Source organism: Ottowia sp., from assembly GCF_046348305.1.
Classification (GTDB): Bacteria; Pseudomonadota; Gammaproteobacteria; order Burkholderiales; family Burkholderiaceae_C; genus Ottowia.
Map to the genome: position 1 here is coordinate 608,253 of NZ_JAXMEM010000003.1, position 13,975 is coordinate 622,227.

13 protein-coding genes are annotated in these 13,975 nt (G+C 64.7%); 7 read left to right on the forward strand and 6 right to left on the reverse strand.

The window, feature by feature from the left end:
• Window positions 1-58: 58 nt before the first annotated feature.
• From U1F38_RS02940 to U1F38_RS02965, 6 genes are all read left to right on the forward strand, one after another.
• Window positions 59-607: an NUDIX hydrolase gene (locus U1F38_RS02940; RefSeq protein ID WP_409985548.1), complete on the forward strand. Its 549-nt coding sequence runs from the start codon at window positions 59-61 to the stop codon at window positions 605-607.
• Between the two features lie 40 nt (window positions 608-647).
• Window positions 648-1,589 (forward strand): metallophosphoesterase, encoded by a 942-nt coding sequence (locus U1F38_RS02945; protein WP_409985549.1) that lies wholly within the window; start codon window positions 648-650, stop codon window positions 1,587-1,589.
• Between the two features lie 24 nt (window positions 1,590-1,613).
• Entirely contained in the window at window positions 1,614-3,266 is a 1,653-nt protein-coding gene (locus U1F38_RS02950; RefSeq protein WP_409985550.1) for an AAA family ATPase, read from the forward strand.
• Window positions 3,267-3,391: 125 nt separating this feature from the next.
• On the forward strand, window positions 3,392-4,000 hold the full coding sequence (locus U1F38_RS02955) for a YqiA/YcfP family alpha/beta fold hydrolase (protein ID WP_409985551.1): 609 nt from the start codon (window positions 3,392-3,394) through the stop codon (window positions 3,998-4,000).
• Window positions 4,001-4,073: 73 nt separating this feature from the next.
• Window positions 4,074-4,838, forward strand: a complete 765-nt coding sequence (locus tag U1F38_RS02960) for a hypothetical protein (RefSeq protein ID WP_409985552.1) — start codon at window positions 4,074-4,076, stop codon at window positions 4,836-4,838.
• A gap of 82 nt (window positions 4,839-4,920) precedes the next feature.
• Entirely contained in the window at window positions 4,921-5,148 is a 228-nt protein-coding gene (locus U1F38_RS02965; protein WP_409985553.1) for a sulfurtransferase TusA family protein, read from the forward strand.
• Between the two features lie 110 nt (window positions 5,149-5,258).
• Here U1F38_RS02965 and U1F38_RS02970 read toward each other — a convergent pair whose 3' ends face one another.
• From U1F38_RS02970 to U1F38_RS02990, 5 genes are all read right to left on the reverse strand, one after another.
• A complete protein-coding gene (locus U1F38_RS02970; RefSeq protein ID WP_409985554.1) occupies window positions 5,259-7,424 on the reverse strand; it encodes a DUF262 domain-containing protein in 2,166 nt (721 codons plus the stop codon).
• A 57-nt stretch (window positions 7,425-7,481) separates the two neighbouring features.
• On the reverse strand, window positions 7,482-8,474 hold the full coding sequence (locus tag U1F38_RS02975; protein WP_409985555.1) for a helix-turn-helix transcriptional regulator: 993 nt from the start codon (window positions 8,472-8,474) through the stop codon (window positions 7,482-7,484).
• Between the two features lie 5 nt (window positions 8,475-8,479).
• Complete coding sequence (locus U1F38_RS02980) at window positions 8,480-9,976, reverse strand: DUF2779 domain-containing protein (RefSeq protein ID WP_409985556.1); 1,497 nt, start codon at window positions 9,974-9,976, stop codon at window positions 8,480-8,482.
• Window positions 9,977-10,072: 96 nt separating this feature from the next.
• Entirely contained in the window at window positions 10,073-10,390 is a 318-nt protein-coding gene (locus tag U1F38_RS02985; RefSeq protein WP_409985557.1) for a type II toxin-antitoxin system ParD family antitoxin, read from the reverse strand.
• 221 nt (window positions 10,391-10,611) lie between these two features.
• Entirely contained in the window at window positions 10,612-12,642 is a 2,031-nt protein-coding gene (locus tag U1F38_RS02990) for an AAA family ATPase (RefSeq protein WP_409985558.1), read from the reverse strand.
• A 161-nt stretch (window positions 12,643-12,803) separates the two neighbouring features.
• Here U1F38_RS02990 and U1F38_RS02995 point away from each other — a divergent pair, with 161 nt between their 5' ends.
• Window positions 12,804-13,031, forward strand: a complete 228-nt coding sequence (locus tag U1F38_RS02995) for a sulfurtransferase TusA family protein (RefSeq protein WP_409985559.1) — start codon at window positions 12,804-12,806, stop codon at window positions 13,029-13,031.
• 4 nt (window positions 13,032-13,035) lie between these two features.
• Here the strand turns inward: U1F38_RS02995 and galU are convergent, their stop codons facing one another.
• Entirely contained in the window at window positions 13,036-13,923 is an 888-nt protein-coding gene (gene galU / locus U1F38_RS03000; RefSeq protein ID WP_409985560.1) for a UTP--glucose-1-phosphate uridylyltransferase GalU, read from the reverse strand.
• Window positions 13,924-13,975 lie beyond the last annotated feature (52 nt).

Sequence of the window (13,975 nt, forward strand, 5' to 3'; positions counted from 1 at the left end):
CAAATCGTCCTGTAGCGCATGTGGATCGTGCGCAGGTAGCTATAAAAATAATAGTAACATGAACGCCTTCAGATTCTGTCCCGGCTGCGCCACCCCGCTCGAATGGATCGTGCAGGACGAAGACAGCGGCCCCAAGGAGCGCCTGCGCTGCCCCGCCTGCGGCTATACGCACTGGAACAACCCCACGCCCGTGCTGGCGGCCATCGTCGAATACCGCGGCCAGGTGCTGCTGGCGCGCAACGCCGCCTGGCCGGCCAAGATGTTTGCGCTGATCACCGGCTTCATGGAGGCGGGCGAGACGCCGCAAGAGGGCATTGCGCGCGAAGTCAAGGAAGAAACCAACCTGGACGTGACCGAGACCCACATCGTCGGCGCCTACGACTTTCAGCGCATGAACCAGGTCATCATCGCCTACCACGTGGTGGCCGAAGGCGAGGTGCGCCTGTCGCCCGAACTGGTGGACTGGCGTCTGTACGACCTGCCCGATCTGAAGTGCTGGCCCGCCGGCACCGGCTACGCGCTGGCCGACTGGCTGCGCACGCGCGGGCACGAGCCGGTGTTCTTCACGCCCGAGGAAAATGCCGAGCGGCGGCGGGGCCTGGATTGACCCAGCCCAAGGCAATTGCCGCATCGCGTCCACCAGGCCCATGAGCTTTCACATCATCGGCGACATCCACGGCCAGGCCGGCAAGCTCAAGGCCTTGCTGCACCGACTGGGCTATGAACAGCGCCAGGGTGCGTATCGACACCCCAATGCGCAAGTGATCTTCGTTGGCGACTTCATCGACCGCGGCCCGCACCAGCTGGAAACCCTGGACATCGTGCGCCGCATGGTTGATGTCGGGTCGGCCCGCGCCATCATGGGCAACCACGAGTTCAATGCCATTGCCTGGCACACACCCGACCCCGATGCGCCCGGTGAATCCCTGCGTCCGCACGGTGGCCTCAAGGGCGAGAAGAACCGGGCTCAGCACCAGGTTTTTTTGCGCGAACTGCAAGACCAGCCCGCACGCCACGCCGATATCGTCGATTGGTTCAAAACCCTGCCGCTGTGGCTCGACCTGCCCGGCCTGCGCGTGGTGCACGCCTGCTGGCACGAGGGCCACATGCAAGCCCTGCGCCCGCTGCTCACGCCCGACCATCGGCTCACCGACGCCGTCATCGTGCAAGCCAGCCGCGATGGCAGCCCGGCATTTCGCGCCGTGGAGACGCTCCTCAAGGGCATCGAGCTGCCCTTGCCCGACGGTCACAGCTTTCATGACAAGGATGGTCACGAGCGCCACAACGTGCGCGTGCGCTGGTGGCTGCCCGGTGTGCACAGCTATCGAGACCTGGCCCTGATGCCCGACGCTGCGGCGCGGGCCGCGCTGCCCGACACCCCCATCCCCGCCCACGCCGTTCCACCCTTTGCGCCCGACAAGCCCCTGTTCTTTGGCCACTACTGGATGACCGGTGCCCCCGCGCCGCTGCACGCCATGGCGGCCTGCGTGGACTACAGCGCCGGCAAGAACGGCCCCCTGGTGGCCTACCGCTGGGAGCAGGACGGGCCGCTGGAGGCGGCGTGCTTTGTCAGCAGCGCTGACACGTAGCGCGCCCAACACCGGCTGACCCTCATGGCCCTGCTGCATCCCTCCGCCCCTCTGGTGCCCCCCGCGACGCTCGGCGTGCAGCGCGAACACGACGTGCTGAGGCTGCTGGAGGCCAGCCTGCCGGACGGCTTCGACGTGTTTCACAGCGTGGACTGGTCGTGTGTCCTGGACGGCCGGCAACTGCATGGCGAGATCGACGTGGCCGTGGTGGCGCCCAATGGGCACATCGTGCTGCTCGAGATCAAGGCAGGCCCCGTCATCGAGTCCAGCACAGGCGTCGAAAAGCGCTACGGCACCGGCCAGATCGCCATGGCCAAGGATGTTGGGCATCAGGTGCGGCGCCTGTACGCCAGCGTGCGCACCCGCCTGCATGACGCGGGGCTGGGCCACGCCATCATCACCACCATGCTGGTGCTGCCCGACCACAAGGTCATGTCGTCCGTGCTCGCCTTTCCGGGCGACCGCGTGGTGGATGCGGACGGCCTGCCGGATTTGCACCACCACATCCGCAACGCCAATGCGTCCGCGCCGCCGCTGGACGCTGCGCAGCGCGATCGCATCCTGGACTTTTTGGGGCAGACGCTGGCGGTGGTGCCCGATGTCGCCACCCGCATCGGCCAACTGCGCACCCTGTCCACCGCGCTGTCGGCGGGCCTGGCCACCTGGGTGCCCAAGATCGAGCACGCCAGCGGCGCGTTTGTTGTCGATGCCACGGCCGGCTCCGGCAAAACCCAGCTGGCCGTGCAACTGCTGGCCGATGCGCACCGGGCGCGCCAGCGCAGCGCCTACGTGTGCTTCAACCGCCCGCTGGCCGACCACATGGCCCGCATTGCGCCCACCTCGACCGACGTGGGCTCGTTCCACGAGCTGTGCGTTGCCGAGGCCCGGCGCGCAGGGCATGAACCCCGGTTTGACACCCCCGGCGTCTTCGACGAGCTGGCCACCCGCTGGGCGCAGCAGGCCGCCAGCCAGCCGCCGCGCTGGGACTTGCTCGTCATCGACGAAACCCAGGACTTTGAACCCGGCTGGGTGCAAACGCTGCTGAGCCTGCTCAAGCCCGAAGGCCGGGTGTACCTGCTGGGCGACTCCGAGCAAAGCCTGTACGAGCGCGACAGCTTTCAGCTGCCCGACGCCGTCACCATCCGCTGCCGCGACAACTTTCGCAGCCCCCGCGCGGTGGTGGATGCCATCAACCAGCTGCGCCTGCTGGCCGAGCCGGTGCAGGCGCGCTCTGCCTACCCAGGCGAGGCGCCGGGCTTTGCCACCTATGCGCCGGGCCAGCTGGGGCTGGTCACCGCCGTCGAGGCGTGCGTCAAGCGCCTGCAGCAAGATGGCATTGCTGCGCAAGACATCGCGCTGCTCAGCTTTGCGGGCCAGCAGCGCTCTGAAGTGTTGAAGCAGGACGCGATCGCAGGCCTGGCGCTGCGCAAGCCCACCGGCCGCTACGACGCGGCGGGCAATGCGCTGTGGACCGATGGCGTGCTGCTGGCCGACACCATCTACCGCTTCAAGGGCCAGAGCGCCCCGGTGGTGGTGCTGGCTGAAATCGACTTCGAGCAAGCGAGCGAGCGCGAACTGCGCCGCTTGTTTGTGGGCCTGACCCGCGCCCAGTACCGCGTGGAATGCGTGCTGTCTGAACCCGCTGCGGCGGCGCTGATGGCGCGGCTGGACGGCTGACCGGGCTTGGGCACTGCGCCCTCTTGTTGGTGTGCGACGCATCTTGTCGCATTCTTTCCTATGATCCAAATCACTCGCCCACCAGCACGGGCACGGATCATCGCCACAGGGAAGGAAACACGAACATGCCCGCCACCACCCATCTGCTCTACCTGCACGGTTTCCGCTCGTCGCCCCAGTCCACCAAGGTGCAGCACCTGCGGCGCCATGTTGCTCAGCACCATCCGCAGGTTGAATTCATCGCGCCGCAATTGCCGCCATCGCCCAAAGCTGCTGCCGCCCTCATGCTGGATGTGACCAGCGCCTGGGCCAGCGTGCCGTCTGACTGCATCGCCGTCATCGGTTCGTCGCTGGGCGGTTTCTACGCCACCTGGCTGGCGCAGCAGCTGCGCTGCAAAAGCGTGCTGCTCAACCCTGCTACCCAGCCATGGGTCACCCTGCAACGCCACCTGGGCCAGCTCAGCCAGTGGGACAAGCCCGAGGAAACCTTCGACTTCCGCCCCGAACACCTGGACGAGCTGAAAGCCCTGGACGTCACGCACCTGCCCGCTGTCGCGCCCCAGCTGCTGATTGCCGCCAAGGGCGACGAGGTGCTGGACTGGCGCGACATGGTCGCCCGCTACCCGCAAGCCACGCTGCGGCTGCAAGAGGGCGGCGACCATGGGCTGTCCAGCTTTGCCGACTACCTGCCCGAGATCGACCAGTTTCTGCACTGGCCAGCCCGAGCCCATTGATCGGCCCACGCCCCTTCACCCTCGGGGCGTTTGAACAACGGGCGCCACACACCTCATTCACGAACAACGCACCATGCACAAAGACCCGACCGAATCCGCCACCACCCAACCCGCATACGCCGCACAAGCCCCTGCCACCGAAGACAGCAAGACGCCTGTCTACGAAAGAAGCACCTCGCTGCACACCTTCATCGGGCGCCTCACGCACATGCTGCACGACCTCGACCCCATGGGCACGTGCTGCCGCCTCAACCTCGACATGGAAGACGAGTACGCATCGGAAGCGCCGCCCATCGCCCGCCTGCTGGACAGCGGCGTGCCGCTGCGCGACGCCGTGTGCCAGGTTTTTGATGAATGGTTCTGGGAAGACTGCCTGAAAGATCGAGTGGGATACGAAGGGTTGAACACCCTGATCGCAAGACTCGACAAGGGTCTTGAGCAACTGTCGAGCCACCACGACATGCCCGCCTTGCACGAGCGACTGTTCCACCGCATCTTGCCCGACCTGTCCATCGACGACCTGGGCTGGAGCTATGCCACCTTCATGCAAACCGCCCCCGAGCAACTGGACCCCGCAGCCCTCGATGGCGAACCCACAGCCCGGGCAGGACTGATCGAGATCAGCTTGGACGACCCCGAAGACGAAGACATCGACAGTGAGCCCGCGAGCGACACCGACCAGTCGGTCATACCCCGCCCCAACGAGCCCGACCCCACCAACGCCTTGCCGTGGCTGCACGCCTTGCTGTTTGAGAAAACCCACCGCCGCGCGCTGCCGGAGCACCTGCTGAGCTACCCGCAGTTTCTCCAGCAAGTGCGCTATCGGCTGAAAGCCTGAAACAACGGTGCCGGTGGCGCCAACGCGGTACAGTCCGAAGAACGAATGACCCCGGCACCGCTGGGCAAGGACTGCTGAAACCATGGACATCCACAAAGAAATCGACACCCGGGGCCTGAACTGCCCCCTGCCCATCCTCAAGGCCAAAAAGGCCCTGGCCGACATGGCCAGCGGCCAGCTGCTCAAGGTGGTAGCGACCGACGCCGGCTCGCTGCGCGACTTCCAGGCGTTTGCCAAGCAGACGGGCAACGAGCTGGTGGAGCAGCAGACGGTGGGGGATGAGTTCATCCACGTGCTGCGGCGGCGATAGATTCTGAGTCAAATTGGCTGCTGGCGCTTGCTGGGTAAGCGCTGGCAGCTATTGTTTTTGAATTTTCGCCATGGGCTTCTGCTCTATGCCTCGCGGTGTCCTGTCGGTTTCTAGTCGACCCGGTGCTTCTGCCCCGCAATGAAGTCGATCAGATCTTTTCGGATCAGCGCATCGCGTGTGTGGATGGCTTTCTTGATGTCCGTAAAGGCTGATGCGTCCGGCAATGTCAGTGTGGGTGTGAGTGCAAGCGCCGTTTCCCAGTCAGCCATTTGCACCTTGCCATCCTTGAACTCGTGAACCTGCTGCAAGAAGTGGCGCATCGACTCATCGCTCTTCGAGATATTGAATGATTTGTCCAACAAGGAGCAGTTGCCCAGTAGGTTGATGTAGGCAATTGCTTCATCGCGGGATTCAAAGTTGTCTGGGGCAATCAACGCTTTTTCTGCATCGGTTCCGGTGAAATTCGCCAGCTTCGCTTTGATTTGCTGCTCCATCAAACGCACCCACCATGCGTCGGCCACCGTGTGATCCACTTCGAGCTTGCTGGTGCGCTTTCGGCCTGTGCGCATCTGGATGGAAGAGTTCTTCCAGCGACCATCGTCCAGCCGATGCCACACCCAAAGAAATGGATAGTAGGCGTGAACCCGTCGCCGATCTCTGACCAGCACGTTATTGATTTGTTCGATCGCCTTGGTGGACACCCGTGCCATCATCTGGCTGATGCTGTCATCGACAGTGGTAATGAGATCAGCAGCCTGCGCGGTACTGAATTTGATAAAAATGGCGTGCAGCTCGGTGGCAAAGTTCTGGAAATTGAGTACGGCTCCGTCACCCCACACATTGGCCCACTGCGAGCCGAAAATCCAGCGATCGAGAAACTGTGTGGCACGCTGGTGAAGCTGCTTTTCAAGGCTGTCGCGCTCAATCACCGAGACGTTTGCGGCCACCGCATCGAAGCGGTCGAACGCAAGGCGATACCACGTCAGGTAAACAATGATCGCGTTGAATGAACCTTGGTTTTCCAGCAGATCTCGCTCTTTGATCAGCTCTGCGCAGCTTTCGGCTCTCGGTTTCAGCTTCGTCCACGCGGCAGCAACCGACGCGGCCATGGAGCGAACGATGTCGCCCTTGAGCAAATCCTTCGAATCGAGAAGCGTTCCGACTCGAAATTCGACGGCCCAGACGAAAGAAATGAGACGAACGATCTCATCAGTCTCCAGGCGAAAGCCGCGATCGCCTAGCGCTGCGCGCAGCTCTTCAAGGCATTGGCCAGCAGTCTTGTTATCGGTTTTCTCCGGCAGCCATCCCACTTTCAGCCAAGCCAGGGTAATTTCCTCGCGGGTCAACGTGCGTCCGGCTGTGTTCAGCCGCGTGAAGATGTTGACGATGGCATCGCTGTAATCGTCCTTGCTCCACTGCGGTGTCAACTCAAAGGACTCAATCTGGAGTGCGTGAACAAAGCTGTTGGTCTTGACGTTCTCGACGACCTTCATGAACACCGCCAACGGACCCAGAAGTTCTGAGCGAACATCGTCGCTGACGCTGTGCTCCTTGAGCATAGGATCCAAGAGTTTCTTGTATTCATCCTCCGAGAGGTCTTTTTGAACCATCTCCCAGAATCTGGACAGCCGAATGAAACGCCCTGGGCTGCCTTTCGCGGTTTCAAGAGGATGCACATAGTTGGCAGGACGCGGTTCTGCAGACTGTCCGGAAACTGGGTCGAGAATGGCCCAATCCAGAATCTTTCCGACCTCAATTTTGCGAACGATGTCGTTTTTTGCCTTTAGTTCGGCGGTGAACTTCTGTAGGTCGATGCACATTGATGCCTTGGACCAGTGGCTGCTGGGTTTCACTCGGCGATCTTGAAGATCCAGCGCCCACTCCGAATCCAGCAATTGAAATCCCCACTGATCACCACCCAACGCGAGGATCAGACTTTGGACGCGTTGTTGGCCATCCAAGACCATTTGGTAGGTGGCAGGTTGACCGAGTGCCGAGTTCTGTGAACCCTTGTCGTTCCCGGTTCGATCCACAACTTGCCAGAACGGGCGATGTGGAATTCCTTCGTTGGCTTCAAAGCAATCCGGTTTCACCTCCCACAGCAGCAAGGAACCAAACGGCCAGCCCCGAAACAGGGAGTCAATGAGCATGGTGACTTGCCGAGGACTCCAAACGTACGGACGCTGAAGGTCCGGGATGACGTAAGTCGCATTAATGGTGGCCTTTTTGATGATCTCGGCCAGGGGCTCGCGTTTGGAGTCGTATTTGATGCTCATTTTTTGTCCTTCATTTGAATCGTGGTGCGTAGCGACTGTGGATTGTCATGCGTCCTCTCATACATTCTCCGGCGCGAGTGAGACATCACGCAGGACATCCCGCACAGCCTCCCCAAACCCCCGCAACCACCACTCCAGCATCGCACTGTCCACCACCGTTGCGGTAATTTCCATCCACCCGTCGCCCAAGTCCCGTACCTGCTGATCTTTGGATAAGGGCGACTCCCGCAGGTGCAGCCCCGCGTCGTGGGTGATGTGGAACGTCAGCCGCACCCGCCGCCCGTCGCCAAACCCAAAGCGCCCATCGTCGTCGTATTTCTGCAGGTCGAAATCCGCCGGGCGCTCAAACGCCAGCGTGGATGCCTCGGCCTTGCGAATGCGGTGCAGGGCCAGACTGCGCTCGTTGTCAAAACCCTCATACCGGCACACCAGGTACAGGCGCGGCCCTTGCTGGGCCAGGCCCAGGGGCATGACCTGGATGGGTTTGCGCTTGCCGGCGGCGTTCTGGTAGTCCAGCGCCAGCCAGCGGTTGGCGTACAGGGCTTCGCTCACGGCTTCGAGCACGCCGGGTTCGATCTTGGGCGGCAGCAGCGGCTGGCTGGTGGCCACCACGCGCACCTTGCGCGGCCATTCTCGCTCCAGCCGGGCCGGGTCGGCGCCTTGGCCCTGGCTGTCGCCCAGGTTGCGCCGGGCCTGGGTGAAGAAGCCGTCCATGGACTGCATCAGCCGCGCGGGCAGCAGGTTCTTCAGGTGCTCCTGGGCCAGCAGCAGCAGCAGCGATTCTTGCGGGGTGAGGCGGGGCACGGCCAGGCCCTGGGCGCGCTCCAGCCAGCGGTAGCCATAGGGCTTGCTGCGCTCGTCGCGTTCGATGTCGAAATGCTCGCTGAGGATTTCCAGCTGGCGCTGGATGGTGCGCAGGTCGCGGTCAAAGCCCGCGCTTTTCAGCTGCTGGTGCAGCTCTCCGGTGGTGACCTTGCGCCCGCGCGGGATGCGGCGCAGCAGCTCGACCATGAGCAGGGCGGTGTCCAGGGTTTCGGGGCGTTTGGCCATGGGGGTCAGGCTTTCAAAAGGGTGTGGGTAAACGCGGCCCACAGCCGCACCATCGCCCAGGTGTCGAGGTGGCAGTAGGCGAGCAACTGGCGCTCCAGTTCGGCCTTGCGCGCCGCGCTGGTGGCGGGGGCGATGGCCTCCAGGTACGCCTGCTGGGCCCCGCCGCCGTCCTGCACGCCGTCGAGCGTGTCGTAGCACAGCTCCGGACACAAGGTGGGCAGCACGGCCTTGATGCTCCAGCTGCCTTGCTGGCTGGGGTGGTAGTAGTGCTGGCGGGCGATGGGCAGCAGATCGACGATACGTGCATTCAGCGCGTGCAGCGCGGGGGCCAGGTGCGGGTGGCGTTCGGCCAGCTCGCGGATGCGGGTGGCTTCGAACGCGGCGTTATAGACAAACACCGGGCCGCGCTCGCCGCAGGAGGCGATGAGGGCCTGGGCAAAGGCCAGCGAGGGGTTGCCGCCCGTCAGGTCGAGAAACGCTTGATGCGCCACGCGCCCCGTGCGCCCCAGGCGGTGCACGCTGAACTGGAAGGGGATTTGCTGATAGGGCCGCGTGCCGGGCCAGATGGGCACGGCGAATTGGATGGTTTCAAAGTCCAGAAAGTAGCCCGGCAGCTTGTGTGCAGCCAGGGCCTGCGCAGTGGCGGCCTGGTTGAAGAAGGCCTGGCCCGACAAGGTGGCGGTTTTCACGCGCTGCTGCGTGGGGTTGAGCAGGCTGTCGGGCAGGTCGCGCAGTTCACGGGTGCCGTGCTCCTCGATGTGTGCATTGAGCGCATTGCTGCGGCGTGGCAGCCAGTGCACGGGGTGTTCGGCCTGCGGCTCCTGGCTTTGGCAGTGGGCGAGAAAGCCGCATTCGTAAGGGGCACTGCACTGGCTGCCGGTGCTGACGCACGGCGCGGTTTGGCGCGTCACAACGGCCTGGGCCTCGGCGATCCAGCCCCGCACTTCATCGGCGCGGGCAAAGGCGTCTTCGCTCAGGTCTTCTTCCACCAGCAGGCCGCGGTAGTCGCCGTGGCCGGGGTAGGTCCACTGGCTGTCGATGTGCGCGAGCGCGATGGATTGCAGCGGCACGCCGCAGGCGCGGGCCACAAAGGCCTGCACGGCAGCATCGTCGCGGTGGTAGTCCTTGACGGAGGTTGACGACTTCACCTCCACCATGCGCCAGCCGCCGCCGCGTGTGGGCAGCAGCACGTCGGCAAAGGCCAAAGCCCCTTCGGCACGAAAGCCCGCTTCAAAGATCGGCTGGCGCGATTGCAGCAGCGCCTGCGTGCGGGCAAAGACGGCGTCAAAGCCCTCGACCTGCGGGTCGATCAAGTGGCCGCGCTGCTGGGGGTCGTAAATCTGCCGCGCAATGTCGCCCACCTGGTGGCCGGCAGCAAAGCTGGCCAGGGTGGCGCCCGAGTCCTGGCGGGCCTGCGGCTGGTGCACTTCCAGCCACAGGCGCTTGGGGCATTGGCGCAAGGCCAGCAGCTTGGATTTGGACAGGGTGCGTGGGGTGGTCATGCCGGGCATGGTGGCGGAGGTGTGACAAATTGTGCCGTACAAAATCGCGCCAGCCCAACAAGGCGAGCCAGCCTCGCAAGACGGTGGGCAAGCACGTTACTGCGGCTGCGCGGCTTTGCCGTCACAGATGTCGATCGGTGTCCTGCCGTTGGTGCTGCGTGCGGCTGGGGCTTGGCGATGCTGCGCATGCCTCCGGCTCAGAAACGCCTCGCTGTCGAACACGCGTGGCTCGCCAGATTGACGGCCGGCATTCAGCGCATCTTGCAAAGCCTTCACCCTGGCTTCGTGTTCCTCCAGCAAGCGCAACGCGGCCCTGAGCACGTCGCTGGCGGTGCTATAGCGCCCGGCTTGCACCTGGGCATCAATGAAGTCGGCGAAGTGCTGTCCGAGGGCTACGGATGTATTTCGGCTCACGGCGTCCTCCTTTTGGCGTACCAATGCATCTTGAATATTGGTTATTTGCTGCCGCGATACCCTGCGGGCGTCATCGCGGTACGGCTGGGCCTGGTCGATTGTGTTGCCCCATCATGGGCCGCGGCAGATCCATCAGTGACGTCAATCCATTACTTCAATTTGGATAGCTGATCACGCTTGTTCTATAAGCGCTGCAAGCCAATTTGCCTACAAATTGGGCATCAAACAAACCCCATCGCCTTCCTGCCGTCCTGCTTCAATCTGCATTCGGCTTCCAGCCCCGCCACCAGCGCCGCCGCGCTGGCCAAGGGCATGAAACGGCTTTGCCGCAGCACCGCAGCAAAGTCCCCGGGCGTGAGCTGCCTTAACCGCTCCACGCGGGCCTGTTCTGCCGCGCCGGGCGCGGGCAGGCCGAGTTGCGCGCAGTGGCGTTGCAGCAGTGCCCAGGCTTGGGGCGGGCGCAGGTAGTCCAGCTTCACCTTCAAATCGAAGCGGCGCAGCGCGGCCGGGTCCAGCCCATCCATCAGGTTGGTGCTGGCGATGAACACGCCGCAATAGCCCTCCATCTGCGTGAGCATCTCGTTGACCTGGGTCACTTCCCAGCTGCGCTGCGCGACGCGGCGGTCTTGCAGAAAGCTGTCCACCTCGTCGATGAGCAGCAGTGCATCGTTGTCCTCGGCTTCGCGGAAGGCGCGGGCGATGTTCTTCTCGGCCTCACCCACGTACATCGACAGCAGGTCGGACGCGCGGTGCACGAGCAGCGGCTTGTCCAGTTGCTCGGCCAGCCAGCGCCCGAAGGCTGTCTTGCCCGTGCCCGGCGGGCCATACAGGCACAGCCGCGCGCCGCCGTGGCCGGTGCCCTGTGCGGCGACCAGGCGGCGGGCGATGTCGGCCAGGTCGGCGTCGGCGTGCAGAAAATCGGGGGCATACACCTCGGGCAGGCGGTGCGGGTCGTGGCGCGGCAGCGGGCGGTGGCCCTGGGCCTGCAGCGTCTGGCTGACCATGTGCTCGAAGGCCCGGGCGCTGGCGGCGCGGCCCACCTCGGCTTCGATGGCGTGCGCCACGGTGCTGGCACGGGCAACCACGGCAGGGGCCAGGTGTCCGGCCTCGGCCATGCGGGCCAGGCGCGGCGCGTCCAGCAGGTCGCCGCAATGCGCCTGCACGATGCGCGCGCGCTGGCTGCGCGGCGGCACGGGCAGCTCGAACACCATGTCGAAGCGGCGGATGAAGGCCGCGTCCACCCCGTGCACGGCGTTGGACAGCCACAGCGTGGGCACGGGGTTGTCCTCCAGCATGCGGTTGAGCCAGCCCTTGTGCGACTGGGCCGTGCTGCGCTCCAGCGGGCCTTCGCTGAAGACGTCTTCCACCTCGTCGAACAGCAGCAGCGCCTTGCGCTGGGCCAGAAAGCTTTGCGCGGCGCGGAAGGCGCGCAGGCGGCTGGTTGCGCTGATGGGGTCGCCGTCCTCATCCTCGCTGGCCACCTCGAACAGCTCGCATCCCAGGTCCTGCGCCAGGGCGCGGGCCAACTCGGTCTTGCCCGTGCCGGGCGCGCCATGCATGTACAGGTTGACGCCGCGCCGCCGCGTGGCCTGCGCGTGGCGCAGCCAGGGACGCACGATGTCCAGCGTGGGCTGGATGTGGCCGTAGTCGGCCAGCGCCAAACAACCCGGCGCGGCGGGGCGGATCTTGCCGCGCAGCATGTCAATCGGGTCGGCGTCGGTGCACACCATCTGATCGGCAAAGGTGTGAGAGAGCAAATCGAGCTTGGACTTGAGGCGCGATGAGCCGGTGCGATCGACCACGACCAGGCCCGAGCGAGCCAGCAGGCCCTGGCTGCCCAGCGCCTGGCGCACCTGCGCGTCGGGCAGCTCCAGCACCATGGCCAGGATTTGGGTCAACTTGGAGGTGGTGAGCGATTCGAGCAGGTCGGCGGTGTCATCGAGCAGCGGCTCGTTGTGCAGGCACACGGCAAACGCGAGGATTTGTGCATCGACCGCGCTCAGGCCCACCAAGCTTGCCAGGCGCTGCACGTTGCCCTGCAGCAGGGTGGGCAGGGGCGCCCTGGCACAGGCGCGCTGCACGGTTTTCAGCTGCTGGTACAGCTCGGCGCGCACGGCCTGGGGGTTGAAGGGGCGGTCTTCGGGGTCGATCCAGTGGTCCAGGCCCAGGGCATGGGCGATGTCGTCGCGCGCAAAGTCATCCTTGCGCACGAAGCGGCGCAGGACGTCGGGCGAGGTGATCAGGCGCAGCATCCACAGTGCGATGTGCGGCGCAAGCCCTTGGGGTGGACGGGAGTGACGGCGGGCGATGGGCTTCTCCTGAAGTGGCAGGAGCCATCATCTCCATCGGTGCGACAACCTGTGTCGCAGACGCTCGCCGCTCAGGGCCGGCTCGATTGACCGACAATTGGCCGATGGATATCACCAAGGAAGTCGATGCGCGCGGACTGAACTGCCCGCTGCCCATCCTGAAAGCCAAAAAGGCCTTGTCGGAATTGACAAGCGGCCAGCTGCTGCGGGTGCTCAGCACCGACCCGGGTTCGGTGCGCGACTTTCAGGCCTTTGCCAAGCAGACGGGCAACGAGCTGGTCGAGCAGCAAAGCACGCCCGAGCAGTTCGTGCACGTGCTGCGCCGGCGTTGAGCGGCTACAGCGCCAGCGACTTCAGGTAGTCGCGAAAGCCGGCGCCCATCTGCGGGTGCTGCAGGGCGAGTTCGACGGTGGCCTGCAAAAAGCCTTCTTTGCTACCACAATCGTAGCGTTTGCCCTTGTATTGATAGGCGTAGACGGCTTCCTTGGTCATCAGCCGGGCAATGGCGTCGGTGAGCTGGATTTCGCCGCCCGCGCCCGGTGTCTGCTCGCGAATCTCGTCGAAGATGCCGGGGCTGAGCACATAGCGGCCGGCCACGGCCATGCGTGAGGGCGCCTGATCGGGCACGGGCTTTTCGACAATGCGCTCGATGTCGATCAGCCGTTCGCCCGCCGGCTGGCCGGCCACGATGCCGTAGCGGCGCACCTGGTCGGCCGGCACCTCCTGCACCGCCAGCACCGAGCGCCCCAGGCGGGCGTAGGCGTCCACCATCTGCTTGAGCACGGGCGCGCCGCCGGGCGGGCCCACCATCAGGTCGTCGGCCAGCAGCACGGCAAAGGGCCGGTCACCGACGATGTGCGCGGCGCACAGCACGGCGTGGCCCAGGCCCAGCGAGCGCGGTTGGCGCACGTAGGAGCAGTTCATGTCGTCCGGCGAGACGGCGCGCACCATCTCGATCAGGGCGTGCTTGCCGGCGGCCTCGAGCTCGCTTTCCAGCTCGTAGGCGGTGTCGAAGTGGTCTTCGATGGCGCGCTTGCTGCGCCCGGTGACGAACACCATGTGGCGCATGCCGGCGGCGTAGGCCTCCTCGACGGCATACTGGATCAGCGGCTTGTCCACCACCGGCAGCATTTCCTTGGGGCTGGCCTTGGTGGCGGGCAAAAAACGGGTGCCCAGGCCGGCCACGGGAAAGACGGCGGTGTGGATTTGGCGGGGGGTAGTCATGGTGGCGGCAAAGTGTTACATTTTCACCCTGCTGTCAGCAAGGTCGGCCGGT